Source organism: Paraburkholderia sp. MM6662-R1 (assembly GCF_050436245.1).
In the GTDB taxonomy this organism is placed as follows: Bacteria; Pseudomonadota; Gammaproteobacteria; order Burkholderiales; family Burkholderiaceae; genus Paraburkholderia; species Paraburkholderia tuberum.
This window is the reverse complement of sequence record NZ_JBNDLV010000001.1, coordinates 1535684-1562449: the sequence shown is the minus strand read 5'-3', so window position 1 is coordinate 1562449 and position 26766 is coordinate 1535684. Positions and strand designations below refer to the sequence as shown.

Annotated in this window: 17 protein-coding genes and 1 pseudogene; 6 read left to right on the top strand and 12 right to left on the bottom strand. The window is 61.8% G+C overall.

Going from position 1 to position 26766, the window contains the following annotated elements; all coding sequences use genetic code 11:
* The first annotated feature begins 121 nt into the window (after window positions 1–121).
* The 3 genes from OKW39_RS07420 (at window position 122) to OKW39_RS07410 (ending at window position 4761) form a co-directional block, all read left to right on the top strand.
* A complete protein-coding gene (locus tag OKW39_RS07420) occupies window positions 122–1150 on the top strand; it encodes an SDR family oxidoreductase (protein ID WP_090805618.1) in 1029 nt (342 codons plus the stop codon).
* A 113-nt stretch (window positions 1151–1263) separates the two neighbouring features.
* On the top strand, window positions 1264–3003 hold the full coding sequence (locus OKW39_RS07415) for a SulP family inorganic anion transporter (RefSeq protein ID WP_429562348.1): 1740 nt from the start codon (window positions 1264–1266) through the stop codon (window positions 3001–3003).
* 36 nt (window positions 3004–3039) lie between these two features.
* On the top strand, window positions 3040–4761 hold the full coding sequence (locus OKW39_RS07410; RefSeq protein WP_429562347.1) for a diguanylate cyclase: 1722 nt from the start codon (window positions 3040–3042) through the stop codon (window positions 4759–4761).
* Window positions 4762–4820: 59 nt separating this feature from the next.
* On the opposite strand, the gene OKW39_RS07405 is transcribed toward OKW39_RS07410, so the two are convergent.
* The 5 genes from OKW39_RS07405 to OKW39_RS07385 all read right to left on the bottom strand — a co-directional run bounded on the left by OKW39_RS07405 (window position 4821) and on the right by OKW39_RS07385 (window position 12116).
* Window positions 4821–5423, bottom strand: a complete 603-nt coding sequence (locus OKW39_RS07405) for a hypothetical protein (RefSeq protein WP_187613473.1) — start codon at window positions 5421–5423, stop codon at window positions 4821–4823.
* A gap of 154 nt (window positions 5424–5577) precedes the next feature.
* Window positions 5578–6180, bottom strand: a complete 603-nt coding sequence (locus OKW39_RS07400) for a hypothetical protein (protein WP_429562346.1) — start codon at window positions 6178–6180, stop codon at window positions 5578–5580.
* 1 nt (window position 6181) lies between these two features.
* Entirely contained in the window at window positions 6182–10018 is a 3837-nt protein-coding gene (locus OKW39_RS07395; protein ID WP_429563467.1) for a type VI secretion system Vgr family protein, read from the bottom strand.
* Between the two features lie 53 nt (window positions 10019–10071).
* Window positions 10072–10323 (bottom strand): PAAR domain-containing protein, encoded by a 252-nt coding sequence (locus OKW39_RS07390; protein ID WP_429562345.1) that lies wholly within the window; start codon window positions 10321–10323, stop codon window positions 10072–10074.
* Window positions 10324–10589: 266 nt separating this feature from the next.
* Window positions 10590–12116, bottom strand: a complete 1527-nt coding sequence (locus tag OKW39_RS07385; protein ID WP_429562344.1) for an aldehyde dehydrogenase family protein — start codon at window positions 12114–12116, stop codon at window positions 10590–10592.
* Between the two features lie 310 nt (window positions 12117–12426).
* Here OKW39_RS07385 and OKW39_RS07380 point away from each other — a divergent pair.
* A pseudogene (locus OKW39_RS07380) lies at window positions 12427–14482 on the top strand (sigma-54-dependent Fis family transcriptional regulator).
* A 151-nt stretch (window positions 14483–14633) separates the two neighbouring features.
* Here the strand turns inward: OKW39_RS07380 and acs are convergent.
* A complete protein-coding gene (acs, locus tag OKW39_RS07375) occupies window positions 14634–16694 on the bottom strand; it encodes an acetate--CoA ligase (protein ID WP_090803523.1) in 2061 nt (686 codons plus the stop codon).
* Window positions 16695–16979: 285 nt separating this feature from the next.
* Between acs and OKW39_RS07370 the strand changes: the two genes are divergently transcribed.
* A complete protein-coding gene (locus tag OKW39_RS07370) occupies window positions 16980–17402 on the top strand; it encodes an ACT domain-containing protein (RefSeq protein WP_429562343.1) in 423 nt (140 codons plus the stop codon).
* A 382-nt stretch (window positions 17403–17784) separates the two neighbouring features.
* Here OKW39_RS07370 and OKW39_RS07365 read toward each other — a convergent pair whose 3' ends face one another.
* Together OKW39_RS07365 and OKW39_RS07360 are read right to left on the bottom strand one after the other, a co-directional pair.
* Window positions 17785–18363, bottom strand: a complete 579-nt coding sequence (locus OKW39_RS07365; RefSeq protein ID WP_090803527.1) for an acetate uptake transporter — start codon at window positions 18361–18363, stop codon at window positions 17785–17787.
* A gap of 603 nt (window positions 18364–18966) precedes the next feature.
* Window positions 18967–20082: a lactonase family protein gene (locus tag OKW39_RS07360; protein WP_429562342.1), complete on the bottom strand. Its 1116-nt coding sequence runs from the start codon at window positions 20080–20082 to the stop codon at window positions 18967–18969.
* A 743-nt stretch (window positions 20083–20825) separates the two neighbouring features.
* Here OKW39_RS07360 and OKW39_RS07355 point away from each other — a divergent pair.
* A complete protein-coding gene (locus OKW39_RS07355) occupies window positions 20826–21788 on the top strand; it encodes a LysR family transcriptional regulator (protein ID WP_090803531.1) in 963 nt (320 codons plus the stop codon).
* Here OKW39_RS07355 and OKW39_RS07350 read toward each other — a convergent pair.
* The 4 genes from OKW39_RS07350 to OKW39_RS07335 all read right to left on the bottom strand — a co-directional run bounded on the left by OKW39_RS07350 (window position 21785) and on the right by OKW39_RS07335 (window position 26694).
* Window positions 21785–22729: a cupin domain-containing protein gene (locus tag OKW39_RS07350; RefSeq protein WP_429335935.1), complete on the bottom strand. Its 945-nt coding sequence runs from the start codon at window positions 22727–22729 to the stop codon at window positions 21785–21787. The two genes, OKW39_RS07355 and OKW39_RS07350, sit on opposite strands and share 4 nt — an antisense overlap.
* 215 nt (window positions 22730–22944) lie before the next feature.
* Window positions 22945–24264: an MFS transporter gene (locus tag OKW39_RS07345; RefSeq protein WP_184065461.1), complete on the bottom strand. Its 1320-nt coding sequence runs from the start codon at window positions 24262–24264 to the stop codon at window positions 22945–22947.
* Window positions 24265–24404: 140 nt separating this feature from the next.
* Window positions 24405–25163, bottom strand: a complete 759-nt coding sequence (locus OKW39_RS07340) for an SDR family oxidoreductase (RefSeq protein ID WP_090803537.1) — start codon at window positions 25161–25163, stop codon at window positions 24405–24407.
* Window positions 25164–25254: 91 nt separating this feature from the next.
* The gene (locus OKW39_RS07335; RefSeq protein WP_187613467.1) at window positions 25255–26694 is read right to left on the bottom strand and encodes an aldehyde dehydrogenase family protein; all 1440 of its coding nucleotides are present in this window, start codon (window positions 26692–26694) and stop codon (window positions 25255–25257) included.
* Window positions 26695–26766: the final 72 nt, after the last annotated feature.

The window sequence follows — 26766 nt, the reverse complement described above, 5'->3', positions numbered from 1 at the left end:
CGCTGGACTCGCGCGCAATTCGCAGATCCCCAGCTCGAATCGTCGGGACTGCGCTTTGCTTCACCACCTCACTGGATACGCAACCTCGGAGGTGTTCAAAGTGGCCAGCGACGCTGTGACGGTGCAAACCGAGACCCGCAGCGGCGACGTCGAGCGCAAGGGCGTCGTCGTCATTACAGGGGCAAGTGCCGGCGTGGGGCGCGCGAGCGCGTCCGAATTCGCGCGGCAGGGCTACGACGTTGGGCTCATCGCGCGCGAGCCGCGACGGCTCGCTCGTGCCGCCGAGGAGATCGCCGCGACCTATGGCGTGCGCGCACTCGCCATTCCGGCCGATGTCGCCGATGCCGACGCGATCGAGCGCGCGGCGCAGCGCGTGAAGCGCGAGTGGGGCGGCATCGACGTCTGGGTCAACGTCGCGATGGCGACCGCGTTTGCGCCGGTGTCGGCGCTCAGCGCGCGCGATGTCGAACGCGGCACGCAGGTGACCTATCTGGGGCAGGTCAACGGCATGCTGGCGGCGCTCCCCGTGATGCGCGCGCGCGGGCACGGGACGATCGTCAATGTCGGCTCGGCGCTCGGGTACCGGTCGGTGCCGTTGCAGTCGATCTATTGCGGCGCGAAGTTTGCCGTGCGCGGCTTCACCGATTCGTTGCGTTCCGAGTTGCTGCACGACGGAGTCGATATCCATTTGACGATGGTCGATCTGCCCGCGGTCAATACGCCGCAATTCGACTGGGCGCTCAATCGCACGGGGCGCAGGGCACGGCCGGTGGCGCCGGTGTTTCAGCCGGAAGTGGCGGCACGGGCGATCTACTTTGCGGCCACCCATCGGCGGCGGCAGGTGTGGGTCGGGTGGTCGACGGTCAAGGCAATCCTCGCGAACCGGATCGCGCCGGCGCTGCTCGACCGCTATCTCGCGCGGGCGGGTTACGACGGGCAATTGACCGATGAACCGTTGCCCGCCGATGCTCCCGCGAATCTCTACGAGCCGGTGCCGGGCCACTACACTTCGCATGGTCGCTTCGATGACGAAGCGCATGCGTACTGCTGGCAGATGTTCACCGAGCGGCATCGCAATGCGGTGTACGGCGCGGCAGTGATGGCGCTGGCGGGGGGCGTCGCGTGGCTGCTGAGGCGCCAGCGGCCCTGATGTGCGGCCGGTCGGCCTCATCCTGTCGCCAACGGAATGTCTGGACTATCCTTCGAATGACGGTACCGCCCACAAACCGTGGTGCGGCGTCCTCGACTACGAACATTCCAAAAATGGAAGCGGACAGGCCAGTTCCTCACAAAGAACAGACTGCTGTAAGCAGGGCGCGCCGCTGGATGCGCTGGCTGCCGGGACTGACGGTGCTCAAGACGTACCGGCTGAGCTGGTTGCCGAACGATCTGACGGCGGGACTGGTACTGACCACGATGCTGGTGCCGGTTGGGATCGCTTACGCGGAGGCATCCGGCGTCCCTGGCGTGTACGGCCTCTACGCGACGATCGTTCCGCTGTTGGCGTATGCGCTGTTCGGTCCGAGCCGGATTCTCGTGCTCGGTCCCGACTCCGCGCTCGCCGCTCCGATTCTGGCGGTCGTGGTGCAAATCGCTGCAGGCGACCCGTCGCGCGCGATTGCGGCGGCCAGCATGATGGCGATCGTGTCCGGCCTGTTCTGTATCGTGATGGGCTTGCTGCGGCTGGGATTCATCACTGAATTGTTGTCGAAACCCATTCGATACGGCTATATGAACGGCATTGCGCTCGCCGTGCTGATCAGTCAGTTGCCCAAACTGTTTGCCATCTCAATCGAAGAGCGCGGGCCATTGCGGGACATCGTGAGCCTCGTGCAGGCCATCGCCGATGGCAAATCCAACTGGTATAGCTTCGCGGTGGGCGCTGGAAGCCTCGTGCTGATCCTGTTTCTCAAGCGCTTCGAAAAGCTGCCGGGCATACTGATCGCCGTGATCGTTGCGACGTTGTGCGTAACCGCATTGCACCTCGATAGCATGGGTGTGAAAGTGCTCGGCAAGATTCCTCAAGGCCTGCCGACCTTTGCGCTGCCGTGGGTCACCGATGCCGATCTGGTCAAGATTCTGCTCGGCGGCTGCGCGGTCGCGCTGATCTCGTTCGCGGATACCAGCGTGCTGTCGCGAACTTTCGCGGCACGTTTTCGCAGCCGCGTCGACCCCAATCAGGAGATGGTCGGGCTCGGCGCGGCCAATCTTGCGGCCGGCCTGTTCCACGGCTTCCCGATCAGCAGCAGTTCGTCGCGCACGCCGGTCGCCGAGGCGGCGGGTGCGAAGACGCAACTGACGGGCGTCGTCGGCGCGCTGGCGGTCGCGGCGCTGCTGATGGCCGCGCCCAATCTGATGCGCTACCTGCCCAACAGTGCGCTCGCCGCGGTCGTCATCGCGGCGGCGATCGGTCTGTTCGAGATCACGGACCTGAAGCGGATTTTCCGCATCCAGCAATGGGAGTTCTGGCTGTCGATGGCCTGCTTTGCCGGCGTCGCGGTGTTCGGTGCGATTCCCGGCATCTGCTTCGCGGTGGTGATCGCGGTCATCGAATTTCTGTGGGACGGCTGGCGACCGCACTACGCGGTGCTCGGTCGCGTCGAAGGTTTGCGCGGCTATCACGACTTGCAGCGCTATCCGCATGCCCAGCGAATCCCCGGGCTCGTGCTGTTTCGCTGGGATGCACCGCTGTTCTTTGCGAATGCCGAGCAGTTTCAGGAGCGCCTGCTGGAAGCCGTCGCCGAATCGCCGGCACCGGTGCGGCGTGTGGTGGTGGCGGCCGAACCGGTGACGAGCGTGGACGTCACCTCCGCCGACATGCTGCGGGAACTGACGCGCACGCTCGACGAGCGCGGGATTGCGCTGCACTTTGCAGAGATGAAGGATCCGGTTCGCGACAAGCTCAGACGCTTCGAGCTGACCGATCTGATTGGCGATGCGTGCTTTCATCCGACGGTGAACAGTGCGGTTGATAGCTATGTCGAGGGGGTTGGGAAGGAATAGTATTCAGACTTGGAGCTGGATCACCGGAGAGCCGGCATGCGCCTGCCGTCCGCGTCTAAAACGCCTGCGAAAACGGTTTGGGACCGCGCCAGTTCACGTCCGCGGCATACCGTGATCCTGTGTTTCGCCGTGGTATTCGTTGTCACGTTGATTCTTGCTGTACACCAATATTTTCTCGTGCGTGCCCGGGAGCTCGATAACCGTTCGCATCGGCTCGAGATTCAGGCCAGGGTTCTCGATGTCGCGGTCCGCAATAACAGGCAGCACTTGCAGTTTCTTCGCGAGAGTGCCGAGCGGCTCCTTGCGGACCGGACAGCACAGCTCGATCGAACGCCGGATGCCTCGCTCCAGGCGGTACTCCGGGCGCAGGACGAGCGCGTCTGGACTCTTCAAGTCCGCGATATCGACGCCCCCATTCGGGGTATCGGCACACAGCAGCTCGCGGTGACTCCTGGTTTGCACCGTGACGAGCCCACATTTGTCGAGGACCTGCGGCTCGCCCAATTGATGAGCCGGCTGTTTGCCGTGCAATTCCAGATGGGCACGGGTCTCGAACGCGCGGTATATGTCTCGCCGACCGGTATCGTGGTCGCTCACCCAACCATTGACGACGACGAGGTAGTCCGGCTGTTGCAAATGTACGGCAGCTCGCGCCTGTTACAGCTGGCCAACCAGAACCCGCTCGACTATGACGTCACGTTCGATCCGGTTCGCGGGCGCAAGAACCCGGCAGGACCTCGCCTGCTGTTTGGGACAGCGGTGATGAGTAACGACGTGGTTCGCGGCCTCATATTCTTTGTGGTCCCGCAACGCATCGTTCAGGACTATCTGTGGAACAACACCACAGCGGATGAAACTCACGCTCTGATAGACCCGAGCGGGATGCCAATTGCAACGAGCGGAAGTACTTTCTCGGTCAATGATGAGAATTGGCTGAAGACTCTGCCGGCGCAGTGGAACACGCTCTCTGCTTCCACGCTGTTTCGGACACCCAGCGGAACGTTGAGTGCGGGACAGGACTTCCTGCTCTTCAGAAAGCTGGATACGGCGGATCTCGTATTGACCGATTACGTATCCGCTGCGACCGTATTCTTCTCGGTCGTTCGCTTGAGCAGCGCGCTGTTTGCCGGGGTGTGGATACTGATGGCATTGCTTCTCTGGGCCACTCTTTTTGTCGTCGACCAGCTTCTTTCCACGCAGATGGCACTCAACGGGCGGCTGCGGGAATTGTCGCTCGCGGACCCCCTGACCGGTCTCGCGAACCGCCGCCGTTTGAATGAGGAATTCGACGCACTTTCACGGCGCAACGACGAGCGCCGCATCGCGCTGCTGATGATCGATATCGACCATTTCAAGGTGATCAACGACAACTGGGGGCACGCTGGCGGAGACGAGGCCCTGAAGCACCTGACCAACGTGGTCAGGATTGCCGTGCGCCCGGGGGATCTGATGGCACGTCTGGGTGGCGAGGAGTTCTGTGTGCTGCTGCCCGATACGACCGCGGACGACGCGGCCCAAATTGCGGAGCGCGTGCGCGAGGCCGTCGCCCGCAACGCCTGCGTCCTTCAGGAGACGCAATTAACCCGCACCGCGCCGGGCCGTGAGATATGGTTCACGATATCGATCGGGGTGGCGGAGAGTGTTTCGGATAACTGCTTTGACCTCGAGGGGTTGATTGCGGTCGCGGACCAGCGACTGTACGCCGCGAAGGCGGGTGGGCGAAACAGGGTGGTGGCAAGCGAGTCCATGCAAAGCTGAAAATGCGGATGTCGTCTCTGTACATGCGGCGCTTTGCCACCTGCTGTTCACGACGGGCTCTATTCACGGTGTTGCCGTTTCAATGCGGAATAGTCACGACTGAGGAGAACGTCCATCAGGACCGGCGTTTGGGGTTCGTCCGGTGCCGGATCGTTCGGGTCGGGGTCGCCGAAAGCAAATTCGACATCCACCGGAAACCGGCTCGTTGGCAGATTCGAAGCACGATAGCGATAGCCATGCAGCCGAATCTGCGGTGGCGTCGTTCCCATATCGTTGCCGGGTCGACGCTCGCCGTTGCCGTCGATCCAGTAGCCGATATCGACCTGGAGGAGGTCTTCCAGCGTCGAACGGTTAATGTCTGTCAACAGTGGACTGAAACGGATCGTGAAGTGCGTCGCGACTTGCTTGCCCTTCGTGCGGTCGGCGGAGGGGGCGGACGGATCGGGTACCACAAATAGAATGATTTGCGTCCGCGGAAATGCCGGATTGACGAAGGAGTACTCCATACCACCTACACGACCGCGCAGTGGGTGCGCCGCAAGAATGCGGCCGAATATCGTGTGCGCGGGATCGAAGGGCTGGTCGTCCCGCAGGATCGCCATTGCCGTGGTCAATATCCTGAATGCCATGTCGCGCTGGGCGTCGGTCACAGTCGGTCTCATCTCAGTTCCTGGCCCCGACGGTCCTGAGGGCGTCAGCGTACTGAGCTGTGCATGTACCGGGGTTGCGAACGAGAGGATCACCAGGATTGCGCCAGTAGGCCTGAACCACTTCCGCGCGCCGTGGCGCTTTGCCACCTGCTGTTCAAGACGGGCTTCATTCACGGTGTTGCCGTTTCAACGCGGAATAGTCACGATTGAGGCGAACGTCCATCAGGACCGGCGTTTTGGGTTCGTCCGGCGCCGGATCGTTGGGGTCGGGGTCGCCGAAAGCAAATTCGACGTCCACCGGAAACCGGCTCGTTGACAGATTCGAAGCACGATAGCGATAGTGATGCAGACGAACGTGCGGCGGCACTGTCCCCATATCGTTGCTGGGTCGCCGCTCGCCGTTGCCGTCGATCCAGTAGCCGATATCGACATGGAGGAGGTCTTCCAGCGTCGAACGGTTAATGTCTGTCAACAGTGGACTGAAGCGGATCGTGAAGTCCAGCATAACTTGCTTGACCTGCGCGCGGTCGGCAGAGCGGTCGAGCGGATCGGGTATCACAACTACGGTGATTTCCGTCCGTGGGAACGCCGGATTCTCGAAGGAATACTCTGTAACACCTACCACGCCGCGCTCAGGCCGCGCCGCGATAATGCGGCCGAAAATCGTATGTGCGGGATCGAAGGGCTGGTCGTCCCGCAGGATCGCCATTGCCGTGGTCAATATTCTCAAGGCCATGTCGCGCTGGGCGTCGGTCACGATCGGTCTCATCTCAGCTCCTGGCCCCGACGATCCTGAGGGCGTCAGCGTACTGAGCCGTGCATGTACCGGGGTTGCGAACGAGAGGATCACCAGGATTGCGCCAGTAGGCCTGAACCACTTCCGCGCAGGCGTAGGCATCTTCTTCATGAATCTGGCTCCTATAGCCGGTTTCGAATTGCACCATTTTTTGAGCTGTTTCAGCGGAGACATTCAGCAGGTCACATACCTTCCTTTCAGCACTCGGGAGATCTCGCCTGACGTACTCCCAGCCCGGCTTGTCCTGCATGCAGGAGATCAGCCAGTAGTAGTGGAATACAAGCATCCTGTGCAGACCGATGTGAACGCGGTGATCGTCGGGTAGCGGCGTGTTTCCAGCCGCCGTATAGGCCTTTTTTAGCATCGTCGACCAATACACCAAGCGGATATTCGGCAGCTCCCTGTAGTCGTCTGGAAAATGCTGAAGCAAAGAAAGCATCCAGAAGTACTGTTGGCAGTGGCGAGACTCGTGATACAGCGTGTCGGCAAATGCCCTGAGGCGGTGATCCAGCGAAGCCGGCTGGTCCATCAGTTCGACGATGCGTGCAATCTCGCTCTCGTTGACGGCGATAGCCCAATCGTCACCGATAAACGCGGCGCTGACATCCTGCCGCAGGGCGTACTGCGTTGCCCGCTGTGGATCGACAATCACAAGCTTTGGCATGGCACCACCATTTTCCGAGTTGGCGGCATCGCGTCGTGGCAATCCAAAGGGCCCCTCACTAAGCGCGATTTCCAATTGCGGCGTGACCGCGTTTTGAATCGTCTCTATCGAACTGGAAGTCAAAGGCCACGGCAACCCGGCCCAATCGATTCCCTGCAACGCGGTTTTAATCGCAGCCGTATAAGCCTTGGTCACCGGATATTCAACATCCTTGCGCATCGAGATGCCAGCCGGCGCATCAGCCTCGGTCGCACCGTTGATGAAGTGATAAAAGCGCAGCCCGAAGTTCATCGGATCACATGAAACGAATTCGGGCGGCTTGTCTTCCGTCGTCGCGCTTTGATTGGGAGAGGCCACGGCCTTTCCTGCGACCCTGGCGGTGCGCTTCTCGGCGTTGGGCACTGCGCCCGCAATCGGCTCGTTCGTCTCCCTGATCACCGCGCCTCTGCTCACCGCAATAACCTTGTCCGGTTCACTCGCGGCGAACAGTTCAACCGTCGCGAATGCAAGAAGATTGCTCGTGACGAGACTCGTTTCTCCAAGCGCATTGGTCACGCCCTGAATCACCTGACCATCGTCGAGCGTGATCCGGTACGGCTGGTTCGGCAGTGCAAAGCCCGTATCGTGTTCGATCAGAACATGATGCGCAGCCAGCTTGCCCGGCTTTCCGGGCGTTACCGGCACATTGACAGGCCGCGCCGCTGGCGTGTCGGTTTGATGACCACGCGCATGGACCCGATGCTCTCCATCCGTATAGACCCTGTACCCTTCCGAATTGATCACCACCTTCGTGCTTCCCGCATGGAGCACGATCTCTTTGCTGGCCATCAGATTGATCGAATCGGTTCTACTGATGATGCTGACGACCCGCTGCGCGATGACCTCGACATCATTGCTCTGCGCGTCGATTCGCACTTTGCCTGACGCGGCCTTGAGCCTGATGCCGAGATTCTGCGTGAACACCCGCACGCCGTTGATTGCCGACGCCAACAGCGATTTCGCCGCGGCCATGCTGACGTGTCCGCCCGCTGTGAGGGCGATGTGTTCGATACTCGCCACGTGCGTGCTTTGCGCTGCGGTGAGACCGACCCCCGCCGCGCTGGCCAGCACCATGTCGGGTGCGCTGAGTTGCGGGAAGGGAAGGTCCGCACGCGCCGCGACGCCGCGTATCGCCTCGTTCTGCGCCTTGATGGCCCGCGATACGTCGCTTTGACTGGTCTGTTGCTCCTGTGCCTCATACTGCCGCGCGAGACCCGCGAGGTTCTCGTGGATATCGCGCGCCTGCGTGAGGCGCGCCACGGTCTCGCCGAGATCCTTTGCCGGCGCGGTCGCGCCGCGACGCGCCTCCGTGGTGAACAGCATGCCTCTGTTGGCGCGCGCGACACCCCAGGCGTCGGTGGCCAGTTCCCAGCCTTCACCGCGTGCCTGCTGTCGGCCGGCCTCGCGCACGACCTGCGTGTTGTAGCCCAGCACGAGGCGCGAGCGTGCGTGATCGCTGGCGAGCTGTGCCTGGAGTTGGCCCGGCGTGTCATCCAGTACGACGTGATTGGTCTGGCCGTCGCAGCCATCTTTGAGTTCACTGCTCAAGACGCCTGAAAGCGCCTGGTTATCCGGTAGCTTCCAGGGCGGCTGGTTCCAGCCATTGATCATCCGGCCCGATACGTACGGCTTGTCCGGGTCCTCTTCGTGGTAGCTGACCATGACCTCCTGCCCGACACGCGGCGGATAGATCGCGCCGAAGCCATTGCCTTGCCACGGCGACGACACGCGCACCCAGCAACTGGCGCTCTCGTTTTTCGGGCCAAGCCGGTCCCACGCGAAACGCACCTTGGCGCGCGCGTATCCATCGACCCAGATCGGCTGATGCTCGGGCCCAACCACGATCGCCGTTTCCGCCGCGCAGCGCGGCTTTTTCTTCGGGCGGTTTCTGAAGAATGTATTGGCAGGCTGAAGCACGAAGCTGGTCACGCACTGGCGCAACGCGTCGTTCGTGTCGTTACTGGACGGCTGTGTGTTCTGCGGCGCGTTGCGAATGTCGAGTGTGGTCGATACCGCCAGGTACTCGGCGTTGATGTCGCATTGCGGATGGTTGTCGAGCCAGAATGTTTTGCCGGTTGTCAGGCCGCGCAGATTCCCTCGGCCCTTCAGACGCAGCCGGTGGCAGCGCATTGCATCGACGCGCACGCTCGCGAGGTGCTCGGCTTCATTGCGGAAGTTGTTTCGCCTACCCGACAATCCCATCTCGCCGGCGAGCGGTTGCGAGTAGTCGCCCCAGCCGTGTTGCTCGATGTTGTCGAAGGCCCGTTCGCTGAAGCTCTCGTACTCGCCCTCGAAGTGCATGCCGGGGCGCGTGTAGTCGTAGTCGATCAGACTGACCTTGCCCGTCGTGATCTGACGCGAGACCTCGAGCCTGTGAATGTGTTCTTCGTCGACGTGCCGGCTGTCAGGCGCGTGATAGCGGATAGTGTCGTAGCCGTTGTCGTGCTGTTTGTGCGAGCCGGGCGAATCGCACAGTACCAGCGTCATTCCGTCGAACAGATAGTAGATTCCCCATTCTCTCCAGATCCGCGTGAGGAATTCGAAATCGGATTCCCACATCTGCCGGACATGGTCCCGCTTTGGGTAGCCTTCGCACAGACCGGTCGCGCCCAACTCCATCACGACCGGAAAGTGATAACGCTCCTTGAGTATCCGGTCGGTGATGTCCACCACGCTCGCGTCCTGAAAGATCCTGCTTTCGCGGTTCTTCGTGGCCAGCCACAGCCAGGGGCGCACGACGAAGCGGTAATGGGCGCGCCGGTCGTCGGTGCCGGTCTGTTTCATGCCTGTGACGAGGCCCGAAATCGTGCGGCGGCCCGCGCCCACGTGTGCCACGTCACCGGGTTTCAACTCCTGTTGACCGAACAATCCGTTCCCGTCGAACGCGATCGAAATGTCGATGACTTTGCCAATCAGGTTATCGGGTACGACCAGTTCCTGTGCTTGCCACAATCCGAGCGTCGGACTTTCGATCGTCGCCACATCGAGCGTGTATCGATAGAGCTTGCCCAGGGATTCGGTGCCGCGCAGGCGGAGCGGAGCCAGCAAAGGCTCATTGCCCCATGTGGGTAGTGCGTCACTGGAAAGACCTAGCGTGCGGTCCTGCACGGGTTCGACCATGCGTGCAAGGAGCTCGGTGTTTCGTGGCAACCGGGAAGCGATCATGAAGCGATCAGGGTCGCGCCGCAGCCCGTCCTGTCGCCGGCATGGCTGACCCGCTTGCCGTTGTGGGTTCGCTGGCCGGTCGCGATGATCGGATAGACACCGCCACACTTCGGACATTCGACGCCGTGTCCATCGAGTGCAACCGGGATGCCCATGTGCATGAGGTCTGTCGCGGCCTCGATGACCGTGCCGTCGTGCGTCGTCTTGTCTGCGAGCCGGATCATCGGCTGGCCGTTGCCGTTCTTCATCGGTCATCCCCTGTTATGTGCGAACGACAGTATCGGGAGCGGGGCAACCAGAAGCATTCGGAATTGGATGAATTTTTAGCCTATGCAGGCAATTTGTTTGATTTGTCGGGCGAACGGGATCTCACAGCTTCCAGAAGAGAAGTCGAGGCGGACTGAGGTCTGTGGGGACTTCGTGATTTCGCATCGATTGATGCAGCCGGAGCGGCCACCACGCCGCACGGCTGCATTCTTCGGCACGCGCCGTCCATAGACGACGCGCCCTTCGCTTAGAAGAACCCCAGCGCCTCCGCCTGATAGCTGACCAGCAGACACTTCGTCTGCTGATAGTTCGACAACGCCATCTTGTGTGTTTCGCGCCCGATCCCCGACTGCTTGTAGCCACCGAAGGCCGCATGCGCCGGATACAGGTGATAGCAGTTGGTCCACACGCGTCCCGCCTCGATCTCGCGTCCCATCTTGTAAGCGCGGGTACCGTCGCGAGTCCACACGCCCGCGCCCAGGCCATAGTACGTGTCGTTCGCGAGTTCGATCGCTTGCTGTTCGTCCTTGAACGTCATCACCGAGGCGACCGGCCCGAAGATCTCCTCCTGGAACACACGCATATCGTTGTTGCCGAACAGCATCGTCGGCTTCACGTAGAAACCCTCGCCGAGGCCGACGCCAGGGGTTGCGCGCTCGCCGCCGACGAGGCACTGCGCCCCTTCGTCCCGGCCGATGTCGATATACGACAGGATCTTGTCGAGCTGCTGCTGCGATGCCTGCGCACCGATCATCGTTTCGAGGTTCAGCGGATGGCCAGCCTTGATGCGTTCCACCCGGGCAATCGCCTTCTCGATGAAGCGCTCGTAAATCGACTCCTGAACCAGCACGCGCGACGGGCACGTGCACACTTCGCCCTGATTCAGCGCGAACATCGCGAGACCTTCGAGCGCCTTGTCGAGGAACGCGTCGTCGCGATCGAGCACGTCGGCGAAGAAGATGTTCGGGCTCTTGCCGCCGAGTTCGACCGTCGACGGGATCAGGTTGTCCGCGGCTGCGTGCAGGATGCGCTTGCCGACCGGCGTCGAGCCGGTGAACGCGATCTTCGCGATGCGCTTGCTGGTGGCGAGCGCTTCGCCCGCTTCCTTGCCGAAGCCGTTGACGATGTTGATGACCCCGGCGGGGAACAGGTCGCCGATCAGTTCGATCAGCACGAGTACCGAAGCCGGCGTCTGCTCGGCGGGCTTCATCACGACGCAGCAGCCGGCCGCGAGCGCGGGCGCGAGCTTCCATGCGGCCATCAGCAGCGGAAAATTCCACGGGATGATCTGACCGACCACCCCAGCCGGCTCGTGAAAGTGATAAGCGACCGTGTTGTCGTCGATCTCCGAGATGCCGCCTTCCTGCGCGCGGATGCAGCCCGCGAAATAGCGGAAATGATCGACGGCGAGCGGCAGGTCCGCGGCCATCGTTTCGCGCAGCGGCTTGCCGTTGTCGATCGTCTCGGCGACCGCTAGCAGCTTCAGGTTCTTCTCCATGCGCTCGGCCACCGCCAGCAACTGGTTCGCGCGCTCTGTCACCGAGGTCTTCGCCCATTTGCGGCGCGCTGCGTGCGCGGCGTCGATGGCGAGGTCGATATCGGCAGCGCTCGAGCGAGGCACGCGACAAAACGGCTGCCCGTTGATCGGCGACACGTTGTCGAAATAGTCGCCGCCGACCGGCGGTACCCACTTGCCGCCGATGTAGTTTTCGTAACGCTGGCGATAGGGATACTCGATGTCGATGCCGAGGGCTTTCAGGTCAAATGGATTCATCACTTGTCTCCGTTTTGTGATGGTGATCGGGTGACTGCGCGGGACTACATCAGGCACGAACCGTACCAATGCATCGAAGTAGGCTATTTCAGGGATTGCGGTGAGCTGGATGGCGGAAGTGTTCCGTTTCGGAACGGTTGCGCGGGCAGCGGGTGTTCAGAAACGCCGCAGATTCGGCCGACGCTGACGCAGATCAAGGATGCGGGCCCGCGCGGGGTCGCCGCACGCGTCGGGCGGACTGGCAAAGGGAGTATTCTGTTGACACGCATCAAAGCGTCCGGCACGACCCGGGCGCATTCAGGAGGAGACAATGCGCGACGACGTTCATCCGCTCGGCGTGGCGGCGGCTAACCGCTCCAAAGGTTGGCCCGCACCGGCGATCCAGAAAGCCCACGAACGCTCCGAGACGTTCGGCCTGCGCGCATCGATCCGGCCGGATTACGACATCCTGTCCGGCACGGGACTCGCGCTGCAGCGCGAACAGAACCAGGTGCTGTGCGCGCATGCGATGCCGGTCATGGAGACGCTGCGCGAGCAGATCGTCAACACGCAAAGCATGATCGTGCTGACCAACGCCGAAGGGTTGATCCTGCATTCGATCGGCGACGACGACTTTCTGCGTCGCGCGGAAAAAGTGGCGCTGCGCCCTGGCGCGAACTGGGCCGAGGATCGTCAGGGGACCAACGCGATCGGTACCTCGCTGGCCGAGGGGTGTGCGATGGTCGTTCATGGGGACCAGCACTATCTGGCTGCTAACCGCTTCCTGACCTGTTCGAGTGTGCCGATTCTCGATCCGTACGGCGATCTGATCGGCGTGCTCGACGTGACGGGCGACCACCGCAGCTATCACCAGCACACGACGGCACTCGCGAAGATGTCGGTGCAGATGATCGAAAACCATCTGTTCTCGACTGCGTTTCGCGACGTGCTGCAAGTATCTTTCCACGGCCGGCCGGAATTTCTCGGCACGCTGATGGAAGGGATCATTGCGTTTACCGATGATGGGCGCTTTCTGTCCGCGAATCGAAGTGCGCAGTTTCAGTTGGGCTTGTCGCTCGCTGCGTTGCGCGCGCATACGCTGTCGTCGCTATTTCAGATCTCGTATGCGCAATTGATCGATCGTTTGGTGCATGGCGTCGCGCCGCATCTGATGCTGAATTTGCACAACGGTGCGGTGGTTTGCGCGCGCGGGCAGTTCAGGCGGGCGTCTTTTGGGCTGGGGCGTGGAGCCGTCGATGTGCAGGGTGCAGTCGCACCGCGACCGGTGTGTGCGAATGCGCGTCAACCGGCTGCGGGACTGTCGCGGCTCGGCGATCTTCGATACCGGCGATGCTCGTGTGTCCGCACTGATCGCGAAGGTTCGCAAGGTGCTCGGCAAGGATATTCCGATTCTGATCACCGGCGAGACAGGTACCGGCAAGGAGTTGCTCGCGCAGGCGATTCATAACGATTCGCCGCGAGGTGATGGGCCGTTTGTTGCGGTCAACTGTGCTTCGATTCCGGAGTCGCTGATCGAATCTGAGCTATTCGGGTATGAAGAGGGCGCGTTTACCGGCGCGCGGCGTAAAGGGGCGATCGGCAAGCTGATGCAGGCGAATGGAGGCACGCTGTTTCTCGATGAGATCGGGGATATGCCGTATTCGTTGCAGGTGCGGTTGCTGCGTGTTTTGCAGGAGCGGGTTGTGACGCCGCTTGGGGCGACGCGGGCGGTTCCTGTCGATGTCTCCATTATTTGCGCGACCCACCGCAACTTGCGCGAGATGATCGCGCAGAACCAGTTTCGCGAGGATCTTTACTATCGGATCAACGGGCTTGCGGTTCGGTTGCCGGCGTTGCGTGAGCGGAGCGATCTCGCGGTCGTCGTTCAAAAGATGTTGCGGTGGGAATCAGTCGAAAGCGGGGGGCGGCAGGCGCTCAGCGTTGCGGCTGATGTGATGGCGGTGTTCGGGCGACATGCGTGGCCGGGTAACTGTCGGCAACTGGCTAATCTGCTGCGGACCGCGGCGGCGATGGTGGAGGAGGATTGGGTGATTCGCTGGGAGCATTTGCCGGATGATTTTCTGGATGATGTGGGGGGCGCGGGTTGCGGCGACGGCGAGGTTGGACAGGGGGACTCTGCTGCGTCGGCCGCTTCGAGCTCTTCAGCCATTTCGGCCGGTTCGGCTGCGGATGCCACCGCTGCTGGCGATGCGTCGCGGCCCGACGGTGCTCGGCTGCAGGATGTTGCCACCTCTGTGGTTGCGATGACGCTGGCGCGCCACGGCGGAAACGTGTCTGCCGCGGCGCGTGCGCTCGGGGTCTCGCGGAACACGATCTATCGCAGGATGCCGGCTGTGCAGCCGGGGCGGGTGGCGGAAAAGGATTGACGCGGGAGTTTTCGCAGGACCAATCGATAATGGCCGCGGTGACCGGCCAGTTTTCCCTATGAGTCGAGTCACATGGGTGACGAAGGCTGCGGCGCCCGATGGCCGCCCGCCCGCCGCGCGCGCCGCGTGATGATCATGGACGTAGCCCCCATTACTTCACGAGCTCCCGCAGACTGTCAACGACCTCCGGGTTAGCCAGCGTGGATACGTCTCCGGGGTCTTGATGGTTTGAAAGTGCTGCGAGCACGCGCCGCATGATCTTGCCCGACCGGGTCTTGGGCATGTCCGGAACAATGACCACCCGGTGCGGCTTCGCGATGGCTCCGATCCGATCGACCACCGAGTTTGTGACCCGCTTTGCAAGCTCCTCCGAAGCTTCCACTCCGGGCTTTAACGAAACATACAGTTCGGGCACTCTGCCCTTGATCTCGTCGGCGACGGGCACGACAGCCGCTTCGACGACTTCGGGGACAAGCAGGGCGGCTGACTCGATTTCTTTGGTACCGAGGCGATGGCCGGCGACGTTGATCACGTCGTCGATGCGACCGAGAATCCGGAAGTAGCCGTCCGCAGCGTCGACAGCACCGTCTCCCGCCATGTAGGGCCAGTCGCGCCAGTCCTTGCTCTTGGGATCCCGGCAGTAGCGGGCATAGTACGTTTTCACGTAGCGCTCCGGGGCTCTCCAGATGGTCTGAAACGCGCCGGGCCACGGATTGAGAATACAGATGTTGCCCGCCTTGCCGGAACCGCTTGCAAGTTCATTACCGGCGTCGTCGTAAATCACCGGATGAATGCCAGGTATTCCCGGACCGGCACTGCCGGGCTTCATCTTGTGCAACGCCGGCACCGTGCTGCAAAGGAACCCGCCCGTTTCAGTTTGCCACCACGTGTCGACAATGACGGCCTCCCCCTTCCCGACAGACCGGTGATACCACTTCCAGACTTCGGGCTCGATGGGTTCGCCCACGGTCGTCATGTGCTTGAAGTGATAGCTGTACTTCGCGGGTTCGTCCGGTCCGCTGCGCCGCAGTGCGCGGATCGCAGTCGGCGACGTGTGGAAGATATTGACGCCGAGGTTTTCGGCAATTCGCCAAGGGCGCCCGGCATCGGGGTAGACGGGCACGCCTTCGTACACGACCGACGAGGCCGCGAGCGCGAGCGGGCCGTAGACAATGTAGGAGTGACCGGTAATCCAGCCGATGTCGGCCATGCACCAATACACATCCTCGGGGTGGATGTCCTGGATGTATTTCGATGTCCAGGCGACGTAGGCGAGGTAGCCTCCAATGGAATGCTGGCACCCCTTAGGGCGGCCCGTGGTACCGCTCGAATACATGAGGAATAGCGGTGCCTCAGCGGGCATCTGCACGGGCTCGACACGTTTGCCGCGAAACGCCTTGAGGGCGTCGTTGACGATGACATCGCGTTCTTCCACGAGCTGCGTCGGACTCGAATACTTGCCCGGATACCGCTGCCAGATCAGAACCTTCTCGGCCTGGTGACCCTTCCCGGCAGCTTCGGCGAACGCGGTGTCGGCTTTTTCCTTGTGATCGATCAGCTTGCCGCCACGCCAGTAAGCGTCCATCGTAATCAGCAGACGGCTCTCGGAATCCAGGATGCGGTCGGCGCAGGCCGCGCCGCTGAAGCCGCTAAATACCTGCGAGTGAATCACTCCGAGCCGGGCGCAGGCGAGCATCGTGATGGGCAGCTCCGCCACCATAGGCATATGGAGAGTAACCCGGTCACCGGCTTTTAGACCGCAGAAGTCGCGTAGCATGGCCGCGAACTCGCTTACGCGGACATAAAGTTCCTGGTAGGTGACATGCTGGACCGTCTCGTCCTCGGGCTCTGGCACGAAATGGATGGCGGCCTTGTTCCGGTAGGCGGCGAGGTGACGATCCACGCAGTTGTAGCAGGCATTGATCCGACCACCGACGAACCAGCGCCAGAACGGAGGATTGCTCGCGTCGAACATCGTGTCCCAGTACCTGTACCAGTCGAGAAGGTCCGCGAACTCCTTGAAGCACTCGGGGAATTTGTCGAGAGAGAAACGTGCGAACACTCCCGCGTCTGTCAGATTGGCTTGGGCGATGAACGAGGCGGGCGGCGGGAAATATTCCTCTTCAGGCCAGTGCACGGCGATTTGCGCCTCGGAAACCTCGGCCGCTTGTTGCTCTGCGGAAGCGCGGCGCGATGACTTGTCTCGTGACATGACAGTTCCTCCTTGCTTCTAGGTGCCCAGGGACACGAGGTGTCCCACGCTACCCGCGGCAGCGCGTCTTTTGACCTGTCTCATGGGTCTGGACACCAGGCGCGACAGTCCGTGCGCTGCATAACGAATTTAAGGCCAGGGCGGATGCAATGCCAAGCAACGTATTCCCTGTCAAAGAACTGCATCCCGAGGGCCAATGGTGTTAGCGCGCGACGAGCGTTGACTTGCCGGTCGGTCAACCCTGAACTAAATTCTCATTGGGGTTCATCAAACGGGAGAGGCGCCATGGATCTGCTCGTTGAACGTGTCGACGTATGGGCGGCCACAATCGAGGACAGGCCCGGCGGTCTCGCCGAAGTGTTAAGTGTCCTGCGAGATGCCGGAGCGAACCTGCAATTCATCATCTCCCGTCGAACTGCGGAAGCACCCGGGAAGGCGGTCGTGTTTCTCGCGCCGCTTCAGAACGACCGAGAAATCCGTGCCGCCTCGCAGGTGGGGTTCAACGTCCTCCCGAGTCTTCACTCGGTGCGGGTGATGGGCCCCGACCGGCCGGGCATCATTGCAGAGTTGACCCAAAAGTTGGCTACCGGGGGAATCAACCTTCGCGGCGTTTCGGGTGCCGCTATCGGCACACAGTTCGTTGCCTACCTGGCAATGGACGCGCTGGGTGACACGATTCGTGCAATGGAGATTTTGCAGCAGGCGTAGGACGTTGCGCCGCCGCGACAGCAACGGGTGCCGCAATGCCGTGTGCTCGGCATGGCCCACTCCTCAGACAAGACGAAGGCGACGCCGGCCGTGGGACGCCATCAGAGCAGCGCCCTGACACGTTTACGACGTCGTAGAGCCGGCCAGTGATCACAGCCGCCGATAGCGCGAATTGTCAGGGGGTATTCGTTCGAACATCAGAGTTCCTCCATCGAACGGCGATCCATCGCCTCGTAACGAGTCCAGTCGGTCCACATTTCTCGACCCACTTGGCTGATACCGGAAAGACTCGATACTCAGACTTGGTCTCCGTCTCCATGGAGCACCGCAGGCCTGACTGGCCGGCGCGCTTGCTGCACGCCGGCCGACCCGCGCCGAGTGGCTAGGCCGCTTGCGGATGGGCTTGTGCCCAGTCGTGTGTCGGAAGCACGGTGTGTCCGAAGCTTTCGTTGATTACCATCGCCGCCGACGCATAGAACGCCAGTAGAGCGGTAATCAAGCCTACATAGCCGCCGGCCCGCGTGGCAAGGCCCATACCTGTCCATGCGCCGATCGCCAACAGCAGAAAAGTGACCCACAGCGAGAGAAACACCAGTTGCACAGACGTACTCGTGTGCAGCGAGCCGATCCACATGTAGAACGTGAAGACCCCCCACACAAACAGATACCAGCCGATGAAGGCCTCAGGCACGTTGGTGCCCAGGAACGCGGCAAACAGCGCAAAGGACCACCAGAAGGCGCCGTAACTGAGGAACGCCACTGTGCCTAGCGTATTGCCGCGTGGAAATTCGAGCACGCCCGCGATCATCTGCGCCGTGCCGCCGAAAGCGAACGCTAGCGCCAGCACGAGCCCCAAGGCATCCTTGTCGAACCAGCCGGCGTTCACCATGCTGAGCATCCATGTGGTGAATGCGAATCCAGCGAGCCCGAGCGGCGCCGGGTTGGCTAACTTACTGTTCATAAACCGCCTCCTTGGTGGTTAGCATCTGAGACATATCCGGAGACGATACGAATCCCTCGGTCGCCGCCGAACGCGACCGCGCCATGCTCGCTATCGATGGCCATCAGCGCAATATGCGTTCGGCCCAATTTGTGGCGCAGCCACGTGCAAGCCTGCGCGGTTGAACTTAAGTGTAGGATGCGTTGCGCCGCTCGCCGAATCGGATGGTACTGATCTGGCTGGAGGATGACCGCCAGATAGACGCAGCGTGTCGCTACCCGTATGAACGTGATCGAAAGCGGGTCAATGGCGTTCGAGCGTCGGTTGGGCACTCAAAAGCGGTCTCTTGGCCCCACCCGTGCCAACCGGCGGATCGGCCATGGGAGGGCCGGGAGTCAATATGACTCCCGGAAGCCTTGAAGAAAGTGATGGGATTCGACTCGCTCACCGTCGCCCGTTTGGACTCACCTAACACCTGCTTGACCGGGAGTCTCGATTTCAATCGGATCAAGGTGGACGGCGGGTGCTCAGCGGTACCGGCAACGTTCTTGCGCGAACGCTGCCGATACAGGGATACGAAAGCATGATCCCGCGTGCACATCTCCCAGCGCGGGGGAGATGTGTCTAGCGCGCCGCGATCCCTTGTGCCCCCGGCGGTACGCCGGTGACTGAGCCAACTGGCTCGAGTGTTCCGTCTGGCATCACGCGAAAGCCACTTACAGCGCCGTTACCTTCACGAACGTAGAGGAATTTGCTGTGACCACTGAGCGCCATGTCAAGGGGAGCGCTGAGCGTGCCTGCAGTCGGATTGAGCAAGCGTACTGTACCGTCCGCCGCGATCCGCAGACTGCTGATCGAGTCGCTCCCGGCATTGGCCGTGTAGGCAAAACGTCCATCGCCCGTGGTGACAAGCCAGCAAGGGGCGCTCTGGCCCAAGGGAATTGCCGCACTGATGGAAGTCAGATGTTTGCTGTCCTCGACCTCATATGAGGAAACAGAACCAGACCCGGCCTCGGAGACGATCGCGTAACCCCGGGTCGTGATGGAAAACCCGAACGGCGTGACGCCGTTTGACGCATGGGGGGTTGGAGTCTTCGAGGCGTAGCCGGTGAAGCCGACATAATACGTGTCAATGAGTTGTGTGCCCTTTTCCGTCACCAGCAGTTCGTTGCCTTCCGGCGCAAACGTCACTTGCGCGGGCTGGGCGGAGTTTCCGCCGGCAAGTGGTCGTTGTGAGCCTGGTAATGGAACGAGACGCTTGCCAAACGCGTCGACGATAAAGCCATTGATGTTCGGTGTGCCTCCGGCATTAAGCACATACGCGATGGGCCCCTTGACTGTCACGCTGACGGGCATTTGACCACCCGATGGTTTTCTGTCGAGCAGCGTCAGTTTGCTGCCGTCGATCGCGAACAGCGAAACATCATTGCTGCCCGGATTCACGGCGAAGAGAAAGCCCGCTGCCAACGTTAGGGAACCCTGCGAGCCTAGTGGATCGGCTCCCGTGCCTGCTCCTTTACCGCCAGTTGAGTACGTGGCCTCGTAGTTCAGTATTCCGTTGGCAGCGCGCGAATAGACAAGAACCGAGTTCCCGGACGGCTGGTTTGACAGAACGTAAACCGCTCCTGGCGGATCGGCCTCCGAATCGGCTTGCGCAATGCTGATTGAAGCGAATCCTAACGCCGTCGCGAACGCGATGGTTCGCAATAGAAACGTTAAACGGCACGTGATAAATGACATGGCGTACTCCTTGCGTGGACGACGAGCGAACGGTGACGTCGGATGGACGAGTGGGCAGAGCAGGTAGCTGTACGTTACGTCCTTGATAAATTGGGCTACAGGCAGACCTGCAGGAGCGTTAGCCAGTTCGCGAGCTGTTTCATTACTTCACCCCTTGTCGCGTTGACTACACGGTGGTTAAGGAGGTCGAACAGGGAACATCGGGCAGCGGTGGATTGGTCGGGAGCGCGTCGCCCCCGGCAATGATGCTAACGCTGCGATACACTGACCGGTCTATGTGGGAAAAGACGGGTCGCGACTATTCGGCGTCGTACATCTCCGTTCGGCTTGACTGCGGCTCTCGCGGACCTGAGTCAAGGGCGGTTTTCGTTGGACGTACAGCCATTCGCCGCCCCTCGTTTGTATATAGTCCATCTGGGCCGCTTGACCATGAACATTTTTTGACGGGTGCTCCCGATGCCGTTGAATCCCGGCAAAGGTATGACTGATCCGCCAGTAAGTGCTGCCAATGGACTACCTTCGGCCTTGACTTGAAAAGCCCTTCGGCGCGAATAGATTGACGATGGCCTCCTGTAGGGCAGCAAGGAAACATTCGTCAACGTGGATTGAGTGACTCGAAGGGGTCGCGTGCCGCCAATCGCTGCCGGGCTGCAGCCGGGGAACGAGCGACACTCGCCCGCGCCGGGGCAGTACACTACCGGTCTCGGCAAAAGCCAGGTAATCCCATCCACGTCAGACAGTCCATGGACTACTTCGCCGCAGTACGGGCCTTCGTTTGCGCAGCGGAACTGCAGAGCTTCAGCAAGACGGCCAATGCACTGTCAGTCAAGACCTCGACCGTCTCCCGCTACGTCAGCGAACTCGAAAGAGATCTGGGCATCGCCCTATTCAACCGGTCGACGCGCGGCCTCGTCCTGACAGAAGGCGGCCGGCTGTTTCGTGAACACGCCTTGTTAGCGTTGCAAGCACTCGATGACGCGCGCGAAGTGACGTCGTCGCTAAATCGCACGCCACAAGGCGTGCTGCGCGTGACAATGCCACCGGCATTCGGCCGCCTGCACATCGTGCCGCATCTGCCGGCCTTCATGGCGCGCTATCCTGATATCGACCTCGACATCGTCTCTACGGACGAAACGCTCAACATGATCGATGCGGGCATTGATGTGGCGATCCGTACCGGCGTGCTGCCCGATTCGTCATTGATGGCGAGGCGCCTGGCACCGCATCGTCGTATCGTCTGTGGCAGCCCGGCGTATTTCGCGCGTAGCGGCACACCGCGTGTGCCTGGCGATCTGGCCGCGCGCGATGCGCTTCGCGTGTCCCTGGTCCCGGACGACAAATGGTATTTCACGCTGGTCACCGCGGACGCGCGGGCGTCGCAAGAACAGGAACAGGTGCTGGTGGAGTTGCAGGGGCGCTTGCGCGCTGACGACTCCGAAGCCGTGCTCGCGCTCGCCGTGGCCGGTTGTGGCGTGGCGCTCCTGCCGACATGGCTCGCCTCTACGGCCCTGCGCGGAGGACGCTTGCAGCACGTGCTACCGGAATGGGAAGCACGCACCGGACGAGCCGAACCCGCGGTCTGGGCGGTCTACCCACCGAAGAAGATCGTCTCGTCGAAGGTGCGCGCCTTCGTGGATTTCTATGCCGAGGCGTTTGGCGAGCCGCCGTACTGGGACGACGGACTCGCACTGGAGCGTCAGCCTTAATGGGCGAAGCGGATGTCTAGCGTGCGCAGGTAAGTCTGCAAGCCTGCATCCTGGATCGGAATCACATAGGCGTTTTCGTTCGTTTCGTTGAAATGCGCATGCCAGTGTCCCGGCGGCGTGACGAATGCCATTCCCGCTTCCCAATCGACCCGGGTCGGGTTCACGATATTGCCGTCCCTGTCCAGTTCCGTTCCGACCAGCGTATAGACACCCGGCTTGCCGCTGGCGATGAAGTCGAGTGCAATCGACTGGTGCCGGTGCGGCTTCTGCACCGAGTTGGGCGGCACGATGCCGAACATCGCCCACAACACATGCGTGACCGTGCGCGTCTGCGGAAAGTTGGTGTTGCCCATTAGTACGCTGATGCGGTTGCGACGACCCGCGTTCGCTTGTTCCGCGACCGCGCGCAGTGCTGCCTGCGCCTCGGCGGCCGGATAGCGTGTCGGCGCAAAGCGCGCATGTACCCCGGTGGTACCAAGATAGGTGAGCAGTGGCGCGTCATTGACGTAATAGAGCGTGGCCGTCGCAGCAGCGGACAGCACCGTGGCATGGCCGCCCGGGAACGTGAAGAAATCGCCCATCGAAAACGGGAAGCTCGTTTCGGACTGCTGCACGCTACCCGCTCCGCTAATGACGTAGCAGACCTGCGAGGTCGCATTGGGATCGAGTGTCAACGCATCGCCCGCATTGATGCGCAGGAAGTTGGCGCTCAAGCCGGGACCGGTCGCGGGACCCGGGCAGCCCAACTCCGCAGACAGGTCAAGCGGCACGACTCGGGTTGCGCCGTCTGCATAAAGCGAAGGCGAGAAGCTGCAGAACGGCACACGCGAGATGAGCTTCGCACCAATCGGATTGGCGGACGAAGTGTATTCGAAGTATTGCGCGTCTTCCGTGGCGACATTCGGTTTGGTGAGAAGGTCGGGGGATGTCCTGGTCAGCATGGTTTTGCTCCTATTGAGTTTTGAGGGGGCTTCGCGCGGTTCCATTTGTGAGGATCCGCATCCGAAGGCTGACCTGACTTTAGGCGCGGGGCGTTGGCGCCGGAAGTGCCGGACATCGAAATCACCTTTGCGCAATAGGAACACCGTGCCACGACGGTTTCGAGGCGCGGCGGGTTGTTCGTGCCGGGCCGCTAGCAGTTCATCATCGGCCAAGGTTACTTATTAACCATCCTCGCCGGCACACTAATAGCAAGCAAACCGCCCAGCACCATGAACGCCGCCAACATATACATCCCTGAATCGTTCGCCGCGGTAACCTCCTTCAACCACCCCACAGCATAAGGACTAAGGAAACCGGCAAGGTTGCCAATCGAATTAATCATCGCAATCCCGGCAGCGGCGCCGGTGCCTGCCAGAATCGCCGTAGGCAAACTCCAAAACAGCGGCAGTGTAGTGAGGATGCCCATAGTAGCCAGGGTCAACCCAGTCATGGCAAGCAGGGTGTTATGCGCCCAAACGACGGAAAGCACGAGCCCCACAGCACCAAGAAACGCCGGCAACGCAATATGCCATCTCCGTTCCCTCGACCGATCCGCACTCCGCGCCACAAACACCATCGCCACAACAGCCGCCGCAAACGGCACCGCCGATAGCAGCCCAATCAAAAACGCATCGGTAACGCCGGTCGATTTGATAATCGTCGGCAACCAGAAGCTTACCCCATAAAGCCCCATCACAAACGAGAAGTAGGTGAGGCTCAACATCAACACCCGCCCGCTAGTGAGTACCTGCCGAATCGGCATATCGTGCTTGGTCGCTTCCTCAGCCGACACCTGACTCTCAAGCAACTGCTGCTCTTCCCGGGTCAGCCACTTAGCCTTCGAAATCCGATCATCGAGCATCACGAACACGATGATCCCGACCAGCACCGACGGCACCCCTTCGAGCAGAAACAGCCACTGCCACCCGTGCCACCCGTTCACGCCGTTGAAGTTCTTCAGGATGTACCCAGACACCGGCCCACCAATCACCCCCGACAACGCAATCGCCGTCATAAACCAGGTCGTCATCCGTCCACGCCGATGCGCCGGATACCAGTAGGTGAGATACAAAATAATCCCAGGAAAGAAACCCGCCTCTGCAAGCCCGAGCAAAAAGCGCATCACATAAAACATCGTCGGCGTGGTGACTAACATCGTCAGCATGGATATCACGCCCCACGAAATCATGATCCGCGCGATCCAGACACGCGCGCCGACCTTATGCAGGATCACGTTGCTCGGCACTTCGAAGATGAAATAGCCGATGAAGAAAATCCCCGCGCCGAAGCCATACACCGCATCGCTCAAGCCAAGATCGGTGCTCATCCCCAGCTTCGCGAAGCCGACGTTCACACGGTCCAGATAGGCAACGATGTAGCAGAGCATCAATAGCGGCGCGAGCCGCCAGGTAACCTTGCGATAAGTCGCCTCTTCGAACGTCGAAGGCGGCGCGCCAGCGCCGGGATGGTGGAGCGGATCTGCAGGACTAGCCATGACTATGTCTCCTCATTTTTATGGAATTGAAGTGCCGCAGCCGAACGATTCTATCCGCGCCAGGTTTTTTGCAGGACGAATCGATATTGGGGGAAAACACTGACTGCGCACGCAGTGCGTGCGCAGCGCTTCACCTACCGCTACACGCAGCGCCCCCCATCCACTTCGAGGCACACGCCGGTAATAAACTCCGCCTCATCCGAAGCCAGATACAGCGCCGCATTCGCAATATCCTGCGGCGTCGAAAACCGCCCGAGAGGAATCCCTGCCAGGAACTTCTGCCGGTTCTGCGGCGTATCCTCGACCCCCATGAACTCGGACAACAGCGCGGTCTCACCGATCACCGGATTCACGCAGTTCACGCGAATCCGCTCCGGCCCCAGCTCAACGGCGAGCGACTTGCTAGCGACGATCACCGCGCCCTTGCTGCCGTTGTACCAGACGAGCCCGGGCCGCGGCCGCACGCCCGCCGTCGACGCGATATTGATGAAGCTGCCGCCGCCTTGCTCGCGAAAATACGGCACGAACTCCTGCACGCTCCAGTAGATGCTCTTCACGTTCACCGCATAGACGCGGTCGAACTCGGCCTCGGTCACCTCGAGTACCGGCTTGTTGCGATGCGTGGTGCCCGCGTTGTTGACGACGATCTGCACGCTGCCAAAGTCTTCCAGCGCGGCCTCGCGCAGCGTGCGCCAGTCGTCGCGTTGCGCGACGTTGCCGGGGACCGCGATCGCCTTGCCGCCCGCAATCGCGATCTCACTCGCGACGCGTTCGGCGGCCGGCCCGTTGAGGTCGTTGACCACGACGTTCGCGCCTTCGCGCGCAAAGGTCTTTGCGATGCCTTCGCCGAAACCCGAACCGCCGCCCGTGACGATGGCCGTTTTACCTGTCAACCGCATGATGTCTCCGTTGTTTGTGATGGATAGAGCGATGCGTTGTTGCCTGTAACGTGCTGCTCGCGCCGATCGCGAGCGAGCCCTACGGCACCCGCTAGCCGTGCCGGATCGCGATCGTCTTCAGCACCGTAAAGCCATACAGCGCCTCGAAGCCTTTCTCGCGGCCATGTCCCGAATGCTTGACGCCGCCGAACGGCAATTCGACGCCGCCGCCCGCGCCATAGTTGTTGATGAACACCTGGCCCGAGCGCACGCGTCGGGCGAGGCGCATCTGGCGCGCGCCATCGCGTGTCCAGATGCCGGCGACGAGCCCGAACTGCGTGCCGTTCGCGAGCGCGAGCGCTTCGGCTTCGTCGCGGAACGACATCGCGGCGAGCACCGGACCGAACACTTCGTCGCGCGCGAGGCGGTGGCTCGCGGGCACGTCGCGCAGCAAGGTCGGGGCCTGATAGAAGCCGCTTTCAGGCGCTTCGGGGATCACCTCGCCGTGCGCGGCCATCGCGATGCCATCGTGTTGCGCGTCCGACAGAAAGTCCCACACGCGTTGCTGCTGTTTCGCGCTGATCAGCGGTCCGCAGTCGAGGTCGGCATTCGACGGCCCGACGCGCAACGCCTGAAAGGCGCTGCTGAGTCTGTCGAGCAGCGGCTCGTAAATCGCCTGCTCGATCAGCACGCGACTGCCCGCCGAGCAGGTTTGCCCGGCGTTCTGCACGATCGCGGAGATCAGCACCGGCAGCGCGGCGTCGAGATCGGCGTCGGCGAACACGATTTGCGGCGACTTGCCGCCGAGTTCGAGCGTGACCGGCACGTAGTTTTCGGCGGCCATCTGCGTGACGAGCTTGCCGGTTTCGGGCGAGCCCGTGAAGGAGATGTGATCGATGCCCGGATGACGCGCGAGCGCGGCGCCCGCTTCGTGCCCATAGCCGGTCACGATGTTCAGCGCACCGGCCGGCAAGCCGGCCTCGGCGGCGAGCTCTGCGACCCGCAGCACGGAAAGGCACGCGTCCTCGGCCGGTTTGACGACGCATGCATTGCCGGTCGCGAGCGCCGCGCCGACGCTTCGCCCGAAGATCTGCATCGGGTAATTCCACGGCACGATGTGGCCGGTCACGCCGTGCGGCTCGCGGATCGTCAGCACCGTGTAGCCGGATTGGTAGGGCAGGGTTTCGCCGTGCAGCTTGTCGGCCGCGCCGGCGTAGAACTCGAAGTAGCGGGTCAGGGCGGCGGCGTCGGCGCGCGCCTGCCTGAGCGGTTTGCCGGTGTCGCGCGCTTCGAGCCGTGCAAGGTCTTCCTGGCGCGCTGCCACCAGCAGCGACAGCCGGTACAGCACGCGGCCGCGCTCGGCGGCGCTCAGCGCACCCCATGCGCCGTCGAACGCTGCGCGCGCGGCGTGCACGGCGGTGTCGATATCGGCCTCGGTGCCGCGCGCGATGCGCGTGAACGGCTGGCCGTCCGAGGGATCGAGTACGGCGATCGATTCGCCGCCGGAAGCGGCGCACCACTCGCCGCCGATGAAATGCCGTGCTTCTTCCATGCATGCTCCTTGATGACGTGCGGCCGGCGTGCGGCGGCGCGGGTTCGAAGGGGAGACACAAAACGGTAGAGA

What these genes read in the sequence shown, in the direction of transcription:
- OKW39_RS07415 (WP_429562348.1), top strand. Translation starts at nt 1,264, where the DNA reads ATGGAAGCGGACAGGCCAGTTCCTCACAAAGAACAGACTGCTGTAAGC.
- OKW39_RS07410 (WP_429562347.1), top strand. Translation starts at nt 3,040, where the DNA reads ATGCGCCTGCCGTCCGCGTCTAAAACGCCTGCGAAAACGGTTTGGGAC.
- OKW39_RS07405 (WP_187613473.1), bottom strand. Translation starts at nt 5,423, where the DNA reads ATGAGACCGACTGTGACCGACGCCCAGCGCGACATGGCATTCAGGATA.
- OKW39_RS07400 (WP_429562346.1), bottom strand. Translation starts at nt 6,180, where the DNA reads ATGAGACCGATCGTGACCGACGCCCAGCGCGACATGGCCTTGAGAATA.
- OKW39_RS07390 (WP_429562345.1), bottom strand. Translation starts at nt 10,323, where the DNA reads ATGAAGAACGGCAACGGCCAGCCGATGATCCGGCTCGCAGACAAGACG.
- OKW39_RS07385 (WP_429562344.1), bottom strand. Translation starts at nt 12,116, where the DNA reads ATGAATCCATTTGACCTGAAAGCCCTCGGCATCGACATCGAGTATCCC.
- acs (WP_090803523.1), bottom strand. Translation starts at nt 16,694, where the DNA reads ATGTCACGAGACAAGTCATCGCGCCGCGCTTCCGCAGAGCAACAAGCG.
- OKW39_RS07370 (WP_429562343.1), top strand. Translation starts at nt 16,980, where the DNA reads ATGGATCTGCTCGTTGAACGTGTCGACGTATGGGCGGCCACAATCGAG.
- OKW39_RS07365 (WP_090803527.1), bottom strand. Translation starts at nt 18,363, where the DNA reads ATGAACAGTAAGTTAGCCAACCCGGCGCCGCTCGGGCTCGCTGGATTC.
- OKW39_RS07360 (WP_429562342.1), bottom strand. Translation starts at nt 20,082, where the DNA reads ATGTCATTTATCACGTGCCGTTTAACGTTTCTATTGCGAACCATCGCG.
- OKW39_RS07355 (WP_090803531.1), top strand. Translation starts at nt 20,826, where the DNA reads ATGGACTACTTCGCCGCAGTACGGGCCTTCGTTTGCGCAGCGGAACTG.
- OKW39_RS07350 (WP_429335935.1), bottom strand. Translation starts at nt 22,729, where the DNA reads ATGCTGACCAGGACATCCCCCGACCTTCTCACCAAACCGAATGTCGCC.
- OKW39_RS07345 (WP_184065461.1), bottom strand. Translation starts at nt 24,264, where the DNA reads ATGGCTAGTCCTGCAGATCCGCTCCACCATCCCGGCGCTGGCGCGCCG.
- OKW39_RS07340 (WP_090803537.1), bottom strand. Translation starts at nt 25,163, where the DNA reads ATGCGGTTGACAGGTAAAACGGCCATCGTCACGGGCGGCGGTTCGGGT.
- OKW39_RS07335 (WP_187613467.1), bottom strand. Translation starts at nt 26,694, where the DNA reads ATGGAAGAAGCACGGCATTTCATCGGCGGCGAGTGGTGCGCCGCTTCC.